Source organism: Parafrankia sp. EUN1f (genome assembly GCF_000177675.1).
Lineage (GTDB): Bacteria > Actinomycetota > Actinomycetes > Frankiales > Frankiaceae > Parafrankia.
Genome location: NZ_ADGX01000180.1, coordinates 1 through 16,242, shown reverse-complemented (window position 1 = coordinate 16,242; position 16,242 = coordinate 1). Strand labels below are relative to the sequence as shown.

The 16,242-nt window shown below is 69.5% G+C and carries 17 protein-coding genes and 1 pseudogene; 11 read left to right on the top strand and 7 right to left on the bottom strand.

Annotated features, from left to right (window positions below):
* The 4 genes and pseudogenes from FREUN1FDRAFT_RS33260 to FREUN1FDRAFT_RS47070 form a co-directional block, all read left to right on the top strand.
* On the top strand, positions 1-1,176 hold a 1,176-nt coding region (locus tag FREUN1FDRAFT_RS33260; RefSeq protein ID WP_232295526.1), incomplete at its 5' end, for a PASTA domain-containing protein.
* Between the two features lie 213 nt (positions 1,177-1,389).
* On the top strand, positions 1,390-1,728 hold the full coding sequence (locus FREUN1FDRAFT_RS33255) for a hypothetical protein (protein WP_035955955.1): 339 nt from the start codon (positions 1,390-1,392) through the stop codon (positions 1,726-1,728).
* Positions 1,729-1,824: 96 nt separating this feature from the next.
* Complete coding sequence (locus FREUN1FDRAFT_RS33250) at positions 1,825-2,724, top strand: oxygenase MpaB family protein (RefSeq protein ID WP_006544741.1); 900 nt, start codon at positions 1,825-1,827, stop codon at positions 2,722-2,724.
* A 30-nt stretch (positions 2,725-2,754) separates the two neighbouring features.
* Positions 2,755-2,949 (top strand): annotated as a pseudogene (locus FREUN1FDRAFT_RS47070) (alpha/beta hydrolase domain-containing protein); the annotation flags it as partial.
* A 48-nt stretch (positions 2,950-2,997) separates the two neighbouring features.
* Here FREUN1FDRAFT_RS47070 and FREUN1FDRAFT_RS33245 read toward each other — a convergent pair.
* Both FREUN1FDRAFT_RS33245 and FREUN1FDRAFT_RS33240 read right to left on the bottom strand, forming a co-directional pair.
* Entirely contained in the window at positions 2,998-3,519 is a 522-nt protein-coding gene (locus tag FREUN1FDRAFT_RS33245) for a TspO/MBR family protein (protein ID WP_006544740.1), read from the bottom strand.
* Between the two features lie 427 nt (positions 3,520-3,946).
* Entirely contained in the window at positions 3,947-6,403 is a 2,457-nt protein-coding gene (locus FREUN1FDRAFT_RS33240) for an efflux RND transporter permease subunit (protein ID WP_006544739.1), read from the bottom strand.
* Between the two features lie 254 nt (positions 6,404-6,657).
* Here FREUN1FDRAFT_RS33240 and FREUN1FDRAFT_RS33235 point away from each other — a divergent pair, with 254 nt between their 5' ends.
* Positions 6,658-7,536 (top strand): dienelactone hydrolase family protein, encoded by an 879-nt coding sequence (locus FREUN1FDRAFT_RS33235; protein WP_006544738.1) that lies wholly within the window; start codon positions 6,658-6,660, stop codon positions 7,534-7,536.
* Between the two features lie 110 nt (positions 7,537-7,646).
* On the opposite strand, the gene FREUN1FDRAFT_RS33230 is transcribed toward FREUN1FDRAFT_RS33235, so the two are convergent.
* Entirely contained in the window at positions 7,647-8,531 is an 885-nt protein-coding gene (locus FREUN1FDRAFT_RS33230) for a helix-turn-helix transcriptional regulator (protein WP_006544737.1), read from the bottom strand.
* Positions 8,532-8,707: 176 nt separating this feature from the next.
* Here FREUN1FDRAFT_RS33230 and FREUN1FDRAFT_RS33220 point away from each other — a divergent pair, with 176 nt between their 5' ends.
* From FREUN1FDRAFT_RS33220 to FREUN1FDRAFT_RS33200, 5 genes are all read left to right on the top strand, one after another.
* Positions 8,708-10,150: an MFS transporter gene (locus FREUN1FDRAFT_RS33220; protein ID WP_006544736.1), complete on the top strand. Its 1,443-nt coding sequence runs from the start codon at positions 8,708-8,710 to the stop codon at positions 10,148-10,150.
* On the top strand, positions 10,147-10,341 hold the full coding sequence (locus FREUN1FDRAFT_RS33215) for a hypothetical protein (RefSeq protein WP_006544735.1): 195 nt from the start codon (positions 10,147-10,149) through the stop codon (positions 10,339-10,341). Before FREUN1FDRAFT_RS33220 ends, FREUN1FDRAFT_RS33215 begins: the two co-directional genes overlap by 4 nt.
* Positions 10,342-10,411: 70 nt before the next feature.
* Complete coding sequence (locus FREUN1FDRAFT_RS33210) at positions 10,412-10,741, top strand: PadR family transcriptional regulator (protein WP_006544734.1); 330 nt, start codon at positions 10,412-10,414, stop codon at positions 10,739-10,741.
* Positions 10,738-11,793 (top strand): hypothetical protein, encoded by a 1,056-nt coding sequence (locus FREUN1FDRAFT_RS33205; RefSeq protein WP_006544733.1) that lies wholly within the window; start codon positions 10,738-10,740, stop codon positions 11,791-11,793. Before FREUN1FDRAFT_RS33210 ends, FREUN1FDRAFT_RS33205 begins: the two co-directional genes overlap by 4 nt.
* Positions 11,794-11,865: 72 nt before the next feature.
* Complete coding sequence (locus FREUN1FDRAFT_RS33200; protein ID WP_006544732.1) at positions 11,866-12,240, top strand: hypothetical protein; 375 nt, start codon at positions 11,866-11,868, stop codon at positions 12,238-12,240.
* Between the two features lie 157 nt (positions 12,241-12,397).
* On the opposite strand, the gene FREUN1FDRAFT_RS33195 is transcribed toward FREUN1FDRAFT_RS33200, so the two are convergent.
* From FREUN1FDRAFT_RS33195 to FREUN1FDRAFT_RS33180, 4 genes are all read right to left on the bottom strand, one after another.
* Positions 12,398-12,817 carry a nuclear transport factor 2 family protein gene (locus FREUN1FDRAFT_RS33195; protein ID WP_006544731.1) on the bottom strand — a complete coding sequence of 140 codons (420 nt, stop codon included), beginning with the start codon at positions 12,815-12,817 and terminating at the stop codon, positions 12,398-12,400.
* 1,089 nt (positions 12,818-13,906) lie between these two features.
* A complete protein-coding gene (locus tag FREUN1FDRAFT_RS33190) occupies positions 13,907-14,185 on the bottom strand; it encodes a ribbon-helix-helix protein, CopG family (RefSeq protein ID WP_006544729.1) in 279 nt (92 codons plus the stop codon).
* A gap of 13 nt (positions 14,186-14,198) precedes the next feature.
* A complete protein-coding gene (locus FREUN1FDRAFT_RS33185) occupies positions 14,199-14,438 on the bottom strand; it encodes a hypothetical protein (RefSeq protein ID WP_035955944.1) in 240 nt (79 codons plus the stop codon).
* A gap of 279 nt (positions 14,439-14,717) precedes the next feature.
* Entirely contained in the window at positions 14,718-15,506 is a 789-nt protein-coding gene (locus FREUN1FDRAFT_RS33180) for a class I SAM-dependent methyltransferase (RefSeq protein ID WP_006544727.1), read from the bottom strand.
* Between the two features lie 423 nt (positions 15,507-15,929).
* Between FREUN1FDRAFT_RS33180 and FREUN1FDRAFT_RS33175 the strand changes: the two genes are divergently transcribed.
* The coding region (locus tag FREUN1FDRAFT_RS33175) for a hypothetical protein (RefSeq protein WP_006544726.1) at positions 15,930-16,242 on the top strand (313 nt) is incomplete at its 3' end.

The following is a 16,242-nucleotide window of genomic DNA, read 5'->3' as shown; positions in this document are numbered from 1 at the left end:
CCCGGCAGTCCGGCGGCCGGCAGTCCGGCGGCCGGCATCGCGAGACGGAACACGCCGCCGCCCGGGTCACCCCACGCTCCCGCGCCCGGCTGGGCGGATTCCGGCGACCGACGTTCCGCGGAACCCGACGTCACGATGGTCGCCCCAGCGGGCAGCCCGGCGGCCGGCTCGACCCAGGAGCGCCCGGCCGCTCGGCGGGGCCGCCGACGGGTGGTCCCGGTCCTGGTCGTGGCACTGGCGACGTTGCTGGTGGCCGCCGGGGCCGCTGCCGTCCAGCTGCTGCCGACCGGCTCGGATGCCCGGCTGCCCACGGCCGAGGCAACCGGCAAGAGCACCGACGGCGGCAGTCGGGACCGGGAGGAGCCGGGCAGCACCGGCTCAACCGGTTCGACGGGTTCGACCGGACAGCCGGATGACCCATCCGCGACCGCCGGCGGCGACGCCGGGAGCTCACCGGCCCCCGGCGACATGGAGAGCTACCGGCCAGGCCCGCCCGCCAAGCGCGCCATCGTTCCCAAGGTGGTCGGCGAGCCGATCGGCCGCGCTGAGGATCGGCTGCGCGCGGCCGGCTTCTCACATTTCCAACGGGACTACCGCCTGGATCAGGCCGCGGTGGACGTCGTCATAGCCACCGATCCGGCCTCCGGCACCTCGGCCAACACGGAAACGATCTTCACCCTCACCGTCTCGTCCGGCCGCGGCCACACCACGGTGAGCGACTTCATCGGCCGCACCGAACGGGACGTCCGCACCGGCCTGGCCAGCTCCGGGCTGAAGATGAACCTGGTGGTGAACAACGGCCCCTCCTCCCAGGGCGCCGGGCTGGTGGAGAGGACCGACCCGCCCGCGGGAACCCAGGTGCCCTTTGACACCACCGTGACGGTCACCATCGCGAGCACGCAGGTCAACGTGCCCGACGTGGTCGGCCGCAGCCGGTCCGACGCCCGGGCGACGCTCACCGGCTACGGCTTCGACGTGGTCGAACAGAACCAGGCCAGCGACCGGCCCGTGGGCACGGTGCTGTCCCAGTCTCCGGCCTCCGGGCTCGTCACACGCGGCGCGACGGTCAGCCTCGTCCTCGCCGCGCCGCCCAGCGGCGGCAGCACCGACGGATCTGGCGGCGCCACCGGTTCCAGCAACCCGAGCAGTTCCGCCGCACCGTCGACCCGGAGATAGCGGGGTCAGGCACTGGGCCTCGGAGCAGTAGCGGGCCTGCGCGGCGGGGCTGCACCCGAAATGGACACCTACGCCTATGTCAGGTTGTCCGACCGGCCGGTCAGTGTTCGTAACCTGCGGCTGCGGGAATGGGACCTACCCAAACGGGCTAGTACATCCGGGCCAACCCTTGACGGCCGGATGCTTTCGAGCACATTGCGAGGTGTCCACAGCGTGGTCTTTATCGTTCTGCTGTTTCCGCTGGCGCTCCTGGCGATGACAACACTCATGGACGCGGTCGAGGACTTGCTGAGCTCGCTGATGACGCCGGCACGACGGCACGGGCTCGCCAGGGCGGCGCAGACCCGGCGCAGATCCATGAGTGCCGTGCGGGCAGTGGGCGAGGCGGCGCCGTTGTCGCCGGCAGGGGCACCGTGGGCGGTTCGGGAGCCGATGTGGCCGCTGGCGGCACCGCAACCACCGGCCGCGCCGTCGGCACTGCCCGTCGACCGGCGTCCCGTGCCGCCCGCCGAGTACGACGCCCCGACGGCGCAGGCCGCGGGCTGGTACTGAGCAAACGGGCCGGCATTCAGACCGGGACAGGCGGCAGACTGTCCGGTTTGCTACATATCAACCACCTGAGGTGGCCCACCGCCAATACTCGACCGAGTGATCGCTACCGGTGGCGGGTGCGGGAGCCTCAGGAGTAGAAGGAGTCGCCGGGGACACGGCGGGCGCGAGATCAGCACAGCCGGTCTCGATCCCGACCGGGACTGGCTTGAGATCGTCCGACTCCTCATCTTCCACGAGTTTCCCTGGGATGCCCGGACCGCCGGCAAGCTGACGATCTGGCACCTGTTCGCGGTCCCGAGCACGGCGAGTGTCGTCGGATCGATCGACGCGCTCGCCGAGCGGGCCGAGGAAACCTCGCTCACCTTCGGCGACCTGCTCGAGCACGGCTTCGAGTCACCGGTCGGGCGGGACGTCCTGCGCATGGTGAACAGGGCGCACCGCGGGTGGGGAATCACCAACGGCGATCAGTGTTATGCCATCGCGTCGCTGGCGGTAACGCTGGTGCGCTGGCTGGACCGGTACGGATGGCGTGCGCCCACCCCGGACGAGCGCTCCGCCATAGCGCGGTTCTACCTGGAGCTGGGGCGGCGGATGGGCGTGCGCGGCCTGCCGGCCGACTACGACGGCCTCGCCGCCTACCTCGCCCGATGGGAACGCGACCGGGCGGCGTACTCACCTCTCGGGGAACGCATCAGCGAGGCGACCATCGCGCTGGCCGAGTCACAGCTGCCACGGCCGCTGGTGCCCCTGGTCCGGCCGTTCGTCGCGACGCTGCTCGAACCGCAGGTCTGCGCGGGAGTCGGCCTCGCGCTCCCGCCGGTGCCGGTCCGCGTGGCCATCCACGCCGCTCTTCGTGCCCGGGCGACGGTCGTCCGCCGACTCCCGCCCCGCCGCCACCCCACCACCCCGCGCACGAGGCGGCAACGCCGCGACACCCGGCGCGCACGGCTGTGGCCTCAGCGCGCCACCGGCGTGGTGTCTCCCGGCCACGGGTAGTGCTCTGTCGCCAGAGCCTGTTGCCGGCGAATGCCGAGCCTCAGAGGAGGCCGAGCTCGTGCGGGACCGAAGCTGTCTCCGATCTGCCTGCTGATCGGCTCGACGAAGCCACCGGGCGCATCCCGCCTCGCGGAGCTCCATCCGTCCCAGGCGGACTACGAGCAGCGTTACGCCGCCGGTATCGAGGCCGCCATCGATGCCGGGTTCGTTCTCACCGACGACCGCAACGCCCTGGCCGCCTACGCCAGGCCGGATCTCGTCGCCGGCGGACCGTCAACCGGCTGCCTGCGCCGATGGATTGCGGGCCGCGATCGCGGCGTTGAGCGCGGTCGCGAAGCCCGTCCAGGTCAGGTAAGGCAGCAGGGCCACCCCGGCGGAGCGGTCCGCGTGCCAGGCCCGGCGTAGAAGATCGATGTTGGAGGCATCGAGGGCGATGATCTCCGCGAACGCGAGGCCTGGGCTTCGGACCCGGAAGAACAGCGGAGTCCAGGCGGCGTTCAGGAGCAGGTTGATCCCGAAGGCACGGCGTAGGCGGCGCCGGTGGTCGTCGCCGGCCGTGCCGTCGAGCGCCCGGGCGCCGGCGAACGCGATCAACAGGTAGATCGGTGTCCAGACCGCGGGGAAGGCCGCCCGTGGCGGCTGCCAGGAGGGTTTGTCCAACGACAGGTACCAGGACGAGTCGGGGCTGGTCGCAACCGCGCCGGCGCCAGCCGCGACCGCCGTGGCGACACTCGTCCTGACCAGGGTCCACCTACTCACCCAGGTGAGATACCCGCCACCAGCCTGGTCCGACACTCCGACACTCCGACACTCCGACACTCCGGCACCCTGTCCCAGGACACCGCCGGCGCGAGTCCGCGCGCGGTCGGCTGCTCCCGAGGTTTACTGCTCAGGGCAGCGGTCGGTCGACGAGCGGAATCAGCCGGGAATCCGCCAGTGCGGCCGCGCGGTGGCCGACACCAGCGAGATAGCCCTCGTTCGAGGCGGACGCTCGTCCGACGGGTCCAGGTACACAGGCGAACAGTAACAGCGCGGCGGCGGCGCTCAGGCCTCCGGATCGAGCTGCAATCAAGCTGCGCTCGGGGCACGCTTCACGGTTCTGGCCGTCGGGCGCCCCACAGACTGCGGCCGCTGGTCAACCAGGCTGGTCCACCAGGCGGAGCGATGGGTGGGGCGACCGATGGGGCTCGTCCGCCACTGGCTGGCGGACGAGCCCCTTCGCTCAGGATCGTGCCGGTTCCCGTGCCGGTTCCGACCCCTGGGTGGGAACCGCTCCGAGGCCGGGTCCCGCTTCGGGCTCGGGTTCGGGTCGGCCCTCGCCGCCGGACCCGCCGTCGCCGTCGCCGGTGCCGTCGCCGGTGCCACCGTCGCCATCAGTACCGCCGCTGCCGCTGCCGCCGTCGGCGCCGCCGCCATCGCCACCGCTGTCACCGTCACCGTCACCGCTGGCGGTTTCACCGACGACGATGTGGGTGACTGCGCTGTCGGTGACCGGCTCGTCGGCGGGTTCGACCGAGACGTGCGGGACGACCCGTTCCAGCCACTTCGGCAGGTACCAGTTGGCCTTGCCGATGAGGTGCATCAGCGACGGCACGAGCGCCGTCCGCAGGATGAAGGCGTCGAGGAAGACAGCGGAGGCAAGGCCGACACCGAAGATCTTGATCGGCCGGCCCGGGGTGAGCACGAAGCCGAGGAACACGGCGATCATGATGATGGCCGCGGCGGTGATGATGCCGCCGGTCTCAGCCTGCCCGACGACCACCGAACGCTTGTTGTCGCGGGTGTGCAGCCATTCCTCGTGCATACGGCTGACCAGGAACACCTGGTAGTCCATCGACAGGCCGAACAGGATGGCGAACAGCATGACCGGCATCCAGGCGTCGATCGGCCCACCGGGCCCGGCGCCCATCGGCTCGGAGAGCCAGCCGTACTGGAAGATCGCCACGGACAGGCCGAACGAGCCGCCCGCCGCCAGCAGGTTCATCAGCGCGGCAGTCAACGGGATCAGCAGGCTGCGGAACGCGATGAGCAGCAGGACGAAGGACAGGCCGACCACGACCGCGATGAACAGCGGCATCTTCCGGGACAGCACCGCGGCGAAGTCGACGTTGATCGCCGTGTCACCGTAGGTGTAGATGTGGTTGGCCGTGTCTTCGTACAGTGGGGGCAGGACGTCCGAGCGAAGGTGCCGGACCAGCTTGTAGGTCTCCTCCGACTGCGGTGACGTGGTCGTCTTGAACGTCACGAAGGCGACGTCCTTGGCCAGCGGCATCGTGCCCAGGCTGGCCGGGTCGACTCCCGGAACGTCGGACAGCGCCTCCGACACCCGCTGCAGATAGGCCTCGTCGGAGGCGCCCGGGCCGCTCACGACGGCTTCCAGGGCGGAGTTGTATCCGACTCCGAACTCGGAGGCGATCAGGTCGTAGCCCGTGCGGGTCGTGGAGCTCTTGGGGTCGCTGCCCTGATCGCTGGCGCCCAGCTGCATCGAGAAGAACGGCAGGGCGATCAGAATCATCAGCGCGCCCGAGACCACCGCGACACCGATGCGCTGGCGGGCGACGAACTGCGACCAACGCGCCCAGAATCCCACCTGGTGATCATCGATGAACTCACCGGCGCGCACCGCCGCCCGCTGCCTGCGGGTCAACACCTTCAGCCCGAACAGGCTGAGCAGCGCGGGCAGCAGTGTCAGTGACGCAATCATGGTGAATCCGACCGCGAGCGCGGTCGCCACCGCCATGCCGTTGAAGAAGCTCACGCCGAGCGCGATGAGACCGAGAATGGCGATGCAGACGGTTGTGCCGGCAAACAACACCGCCCGACCCGAGGTGTTGACCGCGTTCACGATCGATTCCGCGACGGGCACGCCCCGCCGCAGATTTCGGCGATGCCGGGTGACGATGAACAACGCGTAGTCGACGCCGACACCGATCACCATCAGCTCGGCGAGAACGGGAGTGATATTCGACACATTGATCGCGTGACTGAGGATGTAGATCACACCGAGGCCACCGACGAGGGCGAACAGGGCGCTCGCCAACGGCAGCACCGTGGCGGCCACGGTTCGGAACACCAGCGCCAGGATGATGAACGCGGCCGCGAAGCCGATGAAGATCGACGACCCCGAGCCCTCGCTCTGCCCGATACCGGAGAACGCGGGGCCGGTGAACTCGACCTGCAGCGAGTCACTGCGCAGGGTCTTCAGCTCGTCGAAGACACCCTTGAACAGCTCCGGCTCAAAGTGGTCGTTCTCCCAGGTCACGGTGATCAGCGCCGCAGTGGAACCGTGCGCGCTGTTGAGCAGCTTCGGGTTCCCCTCCGCGTCGGCCTCGGGCTTCGAGCAGTCGACCAGATCCCAGGGAGATGTGATAAACGCCACATGGTTACCAGAGGCGCACACGTCGGTAAAGGCCGACTTCAGCTCCGGGGGCGACGCGGTGAACTTCCCGTCCTTGTTCTTGAGCACGACGGTGCCCGTAGCGCCGCTCTGATTGTTCAGCCCAGCACCCTCGAGCAGCTTTGCCACCGACGCGGTCTCGGTGTGCGGCAGGCTGAAGGTGTCGCGGTACGAGGCCCCGCCCATCACCCCGGCGATCGCCTGCACGGCAACGATAAAGCCGACCCAGCCGACGACGACGAGCCATCGGCGACGGACGGCGAGTTCGGCGATCCGTTTCATCAGTTCTCCTGCTCAACCTCTGGCAACCGGCGAAAGTCCTGGCATCGCGACGGCGACCGAATCCAAGTCGCCCACAGCTTCGCACATACATGCGGACCATCGACAACCAGTTAAGCCAGAGCAATCAGATGCCGGAGCGATCAGTTACCGGCGTGACATGATCTACAGATCTTGAGTCACCCAGGCGACAGCACCGGCCGGCAATCCGTAGTAAAAGAGCCACGCTTCGAACCCGTGGGGTATCGTCCGGCGGGATGCATCGCGACGAGATCGTCACCGCTGCCGGACCGAACGTCACAGCGACCGCCGAGCCCCGCGAGGATGACGCCTCCGCGCCGCTGACGTCGATGCGCAGCACACGCCCTTCCCCGACCAGGGTGGAGATCGAGGCCGGGCGGGCGATGGCCGGCGAGCTGACCAGGCCGGCAGGCGATCCGCCGCCCGCGGGCTGGCCGGCGGTGGTGGTGCTGTCGGAGGCCTTCGGGATCACGCCGGAGATCCGTGAGGTCGCGGGCCGGTTCGCGGGCCGCGGCTGGGTGGCGCTCACTCCCGACCTCCTCTCCCCCGGCCCTGCGCCGGTCTGCCTGGTGCGGGCCATGCGGGAGGTTTTCAGCGGCCGGCCGGGGCCGGTGGTCCGTGATCTGGACGCCGCCCGTCGGTGGCTGGCCGACCGACCCGAGGTGCATGCACGCCGGATCGTGGTGATCGGCTTCTGTCTGGGCGGCGGGCTGGCGATGCTGCTCGGCGGGCAGGCCGGCTCCGGGGTGCGTGCGGTTTCCGCCAACTACGGCGCCCCACCACAGGTCGAGGCGTTGCGCGGATGTGGCCCGGTGCTCGCCGCCTACGGTGAGCGCGACCGGGTCTTCGCCAGAAAGGCACCACTGCTGCGGGAACGCCTCGACGCGGCCGGGGTGCCGGGCGAGGTGACGGTGTACCCCACAGCGGGCCATTCGTTCCTGACCGGGCGCCCCACCAGACGCAGCCATCGACTTTCCATGCTGATGACCGGGCCGCTGTTGCGTCCCGGCCCGGAACCCCACGCGGCGGCGGAGGCATGGGACCGGATCTGGGCCTGGTTCGACGAGCACACCGCGGCCGAGCCCCGTTCGGCACCGGGTACTGAACCCGCCTGACATCGTCGGCGGTCCGGGACGGGCGCGGTGATCCCGACCGCTCAGGTCACGGTGGGCGCCCAGACACGGTGGGCGCTCAGATGCGGTGGGCGCTCAGATGCGGTGGGCGCTCAGGCCACCGCAGGTTCTCCTGTCGCGGTCGGCGGAGCGGCCAGCAGGCGGAGCGCGGCCTCGGAGCCCGAGCCGGGGGCGGCGGTGTGGGTGAGGATGCGCTGCCCATTGCTGTCCGGCAGGTGGAGAACCTCGTAGTGGAGGTCGAGGTCCCCGACCGCCGGGTGGTGCAGGCGCTTGGTGCCACGTGAGCAGAGCCGGACGTCGTGCCTGGCCCAGAGCCGCGCGAATTCGGGGCTGTTGATGCTCAGGTCACCGATGAGCTCGGCGAGCAGACGATCGTCCGGGTACTGCGCCGTGATGTAGCGCAGGGATGAGACGGCCAGCGCCGACTCGTCGTCCCAGTCGCGGTAGAGCTCCCGCGTGTGCGGGTCGAGGAAGAGCAGCCGCAGCTGGTTGGGCCGCTGGGGTGACCGGGGGGCCGCGGCGTCGAGATGACCGGCGAGCAGCGCGTGGCCTAGGCGGTTCCAGGCCAGGATGTCGTTGCGGCGCCCGAGCAGCATGGCCGGAACGGCGTGCATTGCGTCCAGCAGGGCGGCCGCGCCGGCGGCCGGCAGTTCCGGCCGGGCGGGACGACGGCGCTTGGCCGGTGCCGGCCGAGCGAGGGCGTACAGGTGGGCCCGTTCGTCCTCGTCGAGGCGCAGGGCGCGGGCCAGCGACTCGATGATCGAGTCCGAGGCGTTGGTCGACTGCCCCTGCTCCAGCCGGGTGTAGTAGTTGATCGAGATGCCGGCGAGTTGGGCGAGCTCCTCACGGCGCAGGCCCGGAACACGCCGGGTTCCCCAGGTCGGGAGGCCTACGCTGGCGGGCGCGACCGCAGCCCGGCGGGTGCGCAGGAAATCGCCGAGCTCTCGGGTTCCGGTCTTCGGGTCAGCGGGGCGCATGCATCCCAGTGTCGAGCACGTTCGCGGTCGCTGAGTGCCCCTGCGAGTGGTACCAGGGGCGGGGGGATCGCAGTGCGGCGTCGCAGGCCGCAGGGTCCACAACCGTGACTACCGAATCCTTGGCCGACCGGCCGGCACCGGCCCGCGTGCCGACGGCGGCACCGACGGCGACACCGATGCCGACGCGGGTCGGCGGCCGCGAGCGGCTCGCCCTCGTGGTCCTGTTGACCGCGAGCTTCACCCTGGCCGTGGACTTCTCGATCCTCAATGTCGCGCTGCCCCGGATCGGCGGCGACGTGGGCTTCAGCCTGGCGAACCTGCAGTGGATCTCGACCACGTTCGCGGTCTGCGCGGCCGGGTTCACCCTGTCGTTCGGCCGCATCGCCGACCTGTTCGGACGTCGCCGGCTGTTCCTGGCCGGTATCGCCGTGCTCGGCGTCTCCTCGCTGGCCGGCGGGCTCGCGACCGTCCCGTGGGTGCTCCTCACGGCGCGGGTCGCCCAGGGACTGGCGACCGCGGCGGTGACACCGGCCGCGTTGTCCCTGCTGACCACGTCGTTCCCCGAAGGCCCGTTGCGGGAGCGGGTGCTCGGGCTCAACGGAGCGTTGATGGCCTCGGGGTTCACCGCCGGCGCCATCCTCGGCGGGCTGCTGACGGACCTGGTGAGCTGGCGCTGGGCCTTCTTCATCAACGTCATCGTCGCCGTCGTGGTGCTGTCCGTCGGGCCGGCCGTGCTCACCGAGAACAAGGCCGCCGACCCGCCCCGGCTCGACGTTCCCGGCGCCGTCACCGTGACGGCCGCGCTGGTCACCGGTGTCTACGGGCTGACCCAGGCCGGCGAGCGCTCGTGGAGCGACCCGCACTGCTGGGGGTTTCTCGCCGCCGCGGCGATCCTGCTCGCGGTCTTCGCCGTCGTCGAGCGGTCCGTGGCGGCGCCGCTGGTACCACCGTCGATCCTGGCTCGTCCGAGTGTGCGGTGGGGTAACCTCGCCGGCCTGCTCGCCTTCGCCACCGAGACGTCGGTGGTGTTCCTGCTGACCCTCTACCTGCAGAAGGTCCGGGACTACACGCCGTTGCAGTCCGGTCTCGCGTTCGCGGTCCTCGGCCTCGGCACCGTCGTCGGAGGTCTCCTGGGCCCGCGGGTCATCGCCCGTCTCGGCGGCAGGCTGGCCGTCGTGCTCGGGTTCGTGGCCCAGTGCGCCGCGACCGTGCCGCTGGTCTTCCTCGGGGACGCACCCGGCTGGCTCGCCGACCTGCTCGCGGCCACCTTCGTCGGCGGTGTCGCCAACCTGGTCGCGATCGTCGGGTTCATGGTCACCGCGACGTCCGGTCTGGCCGGCGGCGAGCAGGGACTCGCCACCGGTCTGGCCACGATGAGCCAGCAGGTCGGGATCGCCCTCGGCACACCGGTCATGTCGGCGATCGCGACCGCGTCCGGGGCGGACACACCGCACGGCATCCTGCACGGGGTCACCACCGCGCTGGCTGTCAACGCCGCCCTCTGCCTGGCCGCGGCGATCCTGCTCGCCATCACCCTGCCCACCGACGCCTTGCCCACCGACGCCTTGCCCACCGACGCCTTGCCCACCGACCGGCGCCACAGCGAGTCCGCGGCATGACCGCCCGCCGACAGGTGCTGCTCCTCGAGCTCAGCGCAACGTCCCCGGACCGTGCCGGAGCGCCCACCTCGGCACGGTCCGTCCACTGCACTGCGCCGCCGCTGGTGTCAGGCTCCGGCCGGGACCTTGTCGAGGAAGCCGAGCACCTTGGTGATGCGACCGTCGGCGCCGGAGCCGGCCTCTGGCCCTGATCAGCCGACCCCAAGCCGGCCCTCGATATGCCGATGATCGGTATATTCTGCCGATGTGGGTATCGAGGAGATGCGCGAGCCGACCTTTCTGGTGCTCGCGGCACTCGCTGACGGCGCCAAGCACGGGTATGCGTTGATTCGGGAGGTCGAAGCCATCTCCGACGGCCGGGTGACACTACGAGCGGGCACCCTCTACGCCGCCCTCGGCCGGCTGGCCGACCAGAAACTGGTACGCCCCAGCGGCGAGGAAGTGGTCGACGGTCGGCTTCGCCGCTACTACGACCTCACCGACGCAGGTGTCGAAATGCTTGCCACACAGACCGCCCGCCTGCGGCGGAACGCCGCCGAGGCCGACCGCCGACTCCGCGCACGGACTCGTCCAGGGACGGCGACGGCATGACTCCACCACAGCTTGAGATCGCCTACCGCCGGCTCCTGAGGTGCTACCCGCCCAGGTGGCGGCAGGAGCACGGGGACGAAGTCCTCTCCACCCTGCTGGACATGGCCGACGCCAGCGCACGTACCAGACCGAGCCCCGGCGAGGCCGTGAACCTGATCGTGCATGGCTTCGCCGCACGGTTCGAGGCTTCACGCGGTGTCGTGCCGGCGGCGATATGGCACCGCGTAGCGGTCATGGCGCTCGGCTCCGTGGCCACGTTGTCGTCCGCCCTGTTCGTCGTGGCGGAGGTGCTGCCCGACCCGTTCCCGTCACTCGACTGGGGCGCGCGGGCGAACACCAACCCGAGCTTCGGCCCCTTCATGACCGTCGGTGCCGCCATCTATCCGCTGCCGATTCTGGCCTTCGCCGCCGCCGCGGCCGGTTACACGCGCGTCGCCCGTACGCTGCTGGGCCTTACCTGCCTCGCGGTGTGTGCCGCGATACCAGTCGCCGGGTGGTGGGACACCGAACGGCCTCAGCTGTATCTCCTCGTGGCACTGGGCTTGCTGGCCGGGATGGCGGCGGGCGGCATGCCGGCGGCAATCCGCCGCCGCGACCTGTTCGCGGCGACGGCGCTGTTCGGCCTTTTTCTCACGGCGGCGGCCGCCCGCAGCGTGTCACTTTTCCACCAGGCCTATTCCGGTATCGACTACTGGAACTATCCGCTGCTCGCCTATCGCGGCCCCACCGGGTTTCTCGACACCGTCGAGATGACGGTGCCGGCCGCCGTCGCCCTCGGCTCACTCGTCGCGACCGCGGCGAGCGTGCGGAATCCCGGCTGGATCGTGGCGACCTTCACCGTCGGCGGCACATGGGCACTGCTGCCGATCGCCGATTCGGTCCGCTACGGCCGTTGGGGGTGGGAGGACAACTACGCCGGGGCAGGCCTCATCCTCCTGGTCGGCATCATGGCCCTGGCGGCCGTGATCGACCTGTTCCGCGCGGTTGGCCTGAGAATCGTGAGGGTCTCGGATCTGCCCGCCGGCAGCGCCGATGCCACCGACCCAAAATGAGGCGACGACACGCTTCCGCCCGACGATGATGAGCGGGTGAAGCGAACCCCGTTCTCTGCCAGGAGCCCCGGCATGGCCTCCGAGACGAGCCCGGCGGGCTGGACCCCGGATGAAGCCCGGATGTTCCACGTCAGTTCGATCGCCAACCGCGGCTCCATCACGCGCCATGGCCTCGACTGGTCGCGGATGGGGGCCGCCCGAGGAATCGCCGGAAGTCGCCGGCCGGAGGTTGCGGGCGTCTTTCTCTGCACCGACGAATTTCAGGTTGACTTCTTCCTGCGCATCAACAACACTGGCGGCCCGGTGGACGTGTGGGCCGTCCGTTTTGACGCGCCGCCTGACCTCGAGACCTCCCCCGAGGGATTCTGTTACCTCCCACACCGCGTCCCACCAGAAAGTCTGACGCTCGCACGCCAGGCCGTACCGCCCGAGTTGACCTACGACTGACCCAGGTGCCAGCGGACGGTCAGCCAGCCGGCCGCTGGTCGCAGCACGTATCGCGGTAGGGATCAACGTTCGTTCCGGACACGAACTGGCGCCATTCCGATTCGGTCAGGCCTCGACCGGCCAGCCGGCGCCATCCCCAGTGCGATCGGGGGCGTGGTCAGGCCTCCTGCCGCCACAGCGGCGTGATGTCGACATGGGTGAGTCGCCACCCGTCCTGGGTATGGAGAGCACGGAACGCGGAGCGCAGGCCGACGAGCCTCAACAGCGACGGAAAGGCCTGCCCCGAGGGAAAGTACGCGACAAGCTCATTCGCCGCGATGGTGGCGTGATCCCCATCGAACTCGACGAGTATGTCAGTGGTCAGATGCTGCGTGCGTTCCGCATCGTCGCTGGTACTCCGCACGTACGCGAAGATTCCGTCTATCCCTGTGGCGGTGCCGCGCGGGCTGCGGACTATGGCGTCCTTGTGGAAGAGATCCCGCCCCTCCTCGTCATCACCGTCGTCCAGCCATCGCCCGAGCCTACTGACCAAGGCAACGAGTTCTGCTCGATCGGTGGCGTCCGTCAGATGAGGCATGGCGCTCCTCGATGATCCTGGGGCCGAAGTTGACAGAACTCGGGCCACAAAGACCACCTGGCCCGACGATGGCCAGGCTAAAAGTTCAACTTTTCTTGAGGTCAACAACCGCCAAGCCCCGCGCGTCGCTCCAAGTCGCGCTCAGGCTTTGGCACGCTCCGGCACGGTGACGTCATCGCCGAGCCAACTGGCATGCCAGCGCCACCAACAGCGCGTCCTGGTCAGCGCCAGCCGTGATCGCTTCGGCGCCGAGCCGTTCCAGGGATGACCATCTCGCGGACACCGGGGACTTTGGTGATCTTCAGCAGTCCCCGGTAGTACCACCCTGCGCCGGCAGTCGGAGCGGTGCGTGCTCAGCCTGCTCCACCGGGGCGGCCTACGACGTCAGTGCACCGCCCGGCCGGCGAGCGCGAGCATGCGCTCCTGCGCGCCGGCTTCCTGCGGCATCGGAATGATGTGACCGTAGCGCCCCGACGCTCGCATCTGCTAGGTAATCGCGGGCATGTCCGCAAGCACGGCCTCCACCAGTTCATCCGGCAGTCGATCGTCTCCACCGACGGCGCGGGCAAGCTCCCAGGCGTGAATCGTCACGTCCCGCACGAGTGCGACCAGGGGGTTCTACCGCGCCCTACCGAATAACGCGGCTGAAACACCGCCGTTTACCAGAACCATCTGTAAGGGCTGCCACGTTGTGCAGGCGGCAATTTTCCCGACCCCAGAAGGCGCCACAGGCGCCCCGCTCGGGGGGTCGGGGGGTCGTCCCCCCGACTGGCATCGCGGCTGCTGGCGCGGTTGATCGGAGATCAACAAGCATGCGGAACCAGCGCGTGGGCGCGGCAGGGATCGAACCTGCGACCACTCGCCTGTAAGGCGCTCCGGGGCCAGCGCTGTGCTTGACCTGCATATACGCAGGTCACCGAGGAGCGTCCGGCACACAATTCAGTTGTGTCTAAGGATCCCTATCGACACGACCCCCGGATACCTGACATGCCGAATGTAACATGCATCACAGCGCTGCCAGATCGTCCGGATGAGCGACACAGGATCACCGATGGGAACACGGAGCCTCCGCCCATGAGTCTCGCGCCGTCAGGCGACGTCGAGCCATGCACGCAGGGCCTGCCGGATCACCTCGCTGGCATTCGTGTGATCAGCAGCCGCGCGACTCGCCAAGGCCGCCCGCAGCTCCGGATCAAGTCGCACCGGCACGACCTCGCCCGGCGCCGACCCGATCGGCCGCCGCCCACCCCGGCGTCGCAGAATCTCGACGTCATAGCCGGCCTCGGCCTCGTCAGCAAGCCGCGCCACGAGCTCGTCGGTCACCGGCACCCCACCTGATGTGGGGACATGCCCTGTTTCGCCTGTCATCTCAACCTCCTTGTCACGGCAGGAGACCCCAATACTTCGGACGCATACGCATCGCATAGATGATCAGTTCGGTGCCATCGTCAAGGAGCAGGACGACGATCTCCAGAAGGTTGCCCGACCGATCCGGACCCAGCCGAAGCTCCCGCCGCGGGTTCTCGTCGTCGAGTGCGAAGGCGACCAGGTACCTCGTAGCGGCGTGGAGGAGGTCGGCGTCGGCCACTCCGTGCTTACGCGCCGACCGGTGGATCTCCACATCCACTATCGTAATACGAAACCTCGATCTGAGGCCGAATCGCCACAGAGCGCGTCGGGCCCGGACCAGCGTGCCCCGCCGAGATCACCCGGAGCGGATCCGATAAAACGGGTCCTCAGCCACACCCGCCAGGACGCACCGACGACGCCGGTTCGGCGAGCGATAGGCGAGCGTCGCACAACACGTACGCGCTGCCGCATCGAGCGGCGCGCAGTGGGACGGGACCTTCCAGGGAGGGTCTGAGGCATCCCGGCGTGCTGGCTGGGTCAGGCGACAGCCCTACGGGTTGCGGGCGACACCGATGACATGCGCGCTCGCTCCGAGCATCGACGGCTCGGTTTCGGTCCGGCGGACCGCCCTGAGCAGATCGGCGGGGTCGACCATCCGCTGCTCCAGATCCCCCAACAGCCAGGCGAAACCCTCGACCGCGACAAGGCGGATGTCCCGATAGCCGGCGTCCTCGAGCTCCGCGCGCAACTCCTCAGGGCGGTGAAAGTAGGCCCAGAAGCCGCCCTCGGCCGGCTGGGCCGGGTCCTGGCTCAGGCCGAGACGCAGACTGCGGTCAAAGTCGTCCCAGATCTCACGGCTTCCCAGCAGACCCTTCATCGTCGCGTCGAGGACCCAGGCATGCCGGGCGATGACCTCGACCAGAACATCGCCCCCCGGCCGAAGAACCCGGGCCGCCTCGCGCAGCGCGGCGACCCGGTCATCCCGCTCGACAAGGTGATAAAGCGGGCCCATCAGCAGCACGGCATCGGCCGTCTGGTCGGGCACAGGAAGACGACGGGCCTCACCGAGCTCGACTCGAAACGGCGCGTGTGGCTGCGACCGGGACCGGGCCCGCGCCATCTCGACATGGCGGGCGACGGGGTCAATGAGAACAAGGTCGTAGCCGCGGCCGGCGAGATGCGCAGCGTGGGTACCTGGACCGCCACCGACATCCACGACGTGGCCCTGCCCGACCAGGAACCGCGCGAAGATGTCCCAGGTCCGCAGCCGGACCAGGTCACCCAGTCCCGGACGCCACAGACGGTCGTCCTCGTCAACCAGCTCATACCGGGCCGTCACTCGACTATCGATCTCCACCCGACCCAGTATGGAAAGCCCGCCCACGCCTGGCGATCTGTTTTGCCTGCCCGCCGGGACCGCGTCAACTGTCTCATCGCGCACTTGAGTGGTGTCTGAGCGCTGTACTCTCCACGCAGACCCAAGGAGCGATCTTCACGAGAGTCAGACCTTCGACGTACCTTCCCCCCGGCGCGCATAAATGCTGGTCAGAAGCTCGACCGAAGATCGTCAAGCAGGCGGAATCAGCGTGTGGGCGCGGCAGGGATCGAACCTGCGACCACTCGCTTGTAAGTTACTTCGCCAGGAACGGTGACCTGACCTGCATATCCGCAGATCACGGCGATCCATCCGAGGTCGAATTAATCGCTCCCCACTCGGTGGCACCAGGAGCGCCCGCCCGGGCGCCGGACCGCCGGAGACAGCATGTCCCCCCTCGCACCCTCGACGCGAGCACGTGACCTATCCCACAAGACAGAGAAGGCCTGGACCGCCGCGCGTCGCGCCGCCGACCGGGCGATGTCCCGTTCGGACTGCTGGCGCGGCGCGGCGGGCTCGTCCGAGCTGACGGCCGAGGAGCGCACCGAGGTGGGCCGCGGCGCGCTGGCCGCGATGGATGAGGCGATCATCCGCCTGCAGGCCGCGCGGGATGCGTTGTCGGCCGAGCTGCTGGATGCCGGGGTGCTGGCGCCGCCGCTGGTGGAGTCGGAGGACCTGCCGGCGACGACCTGGCAGGCCC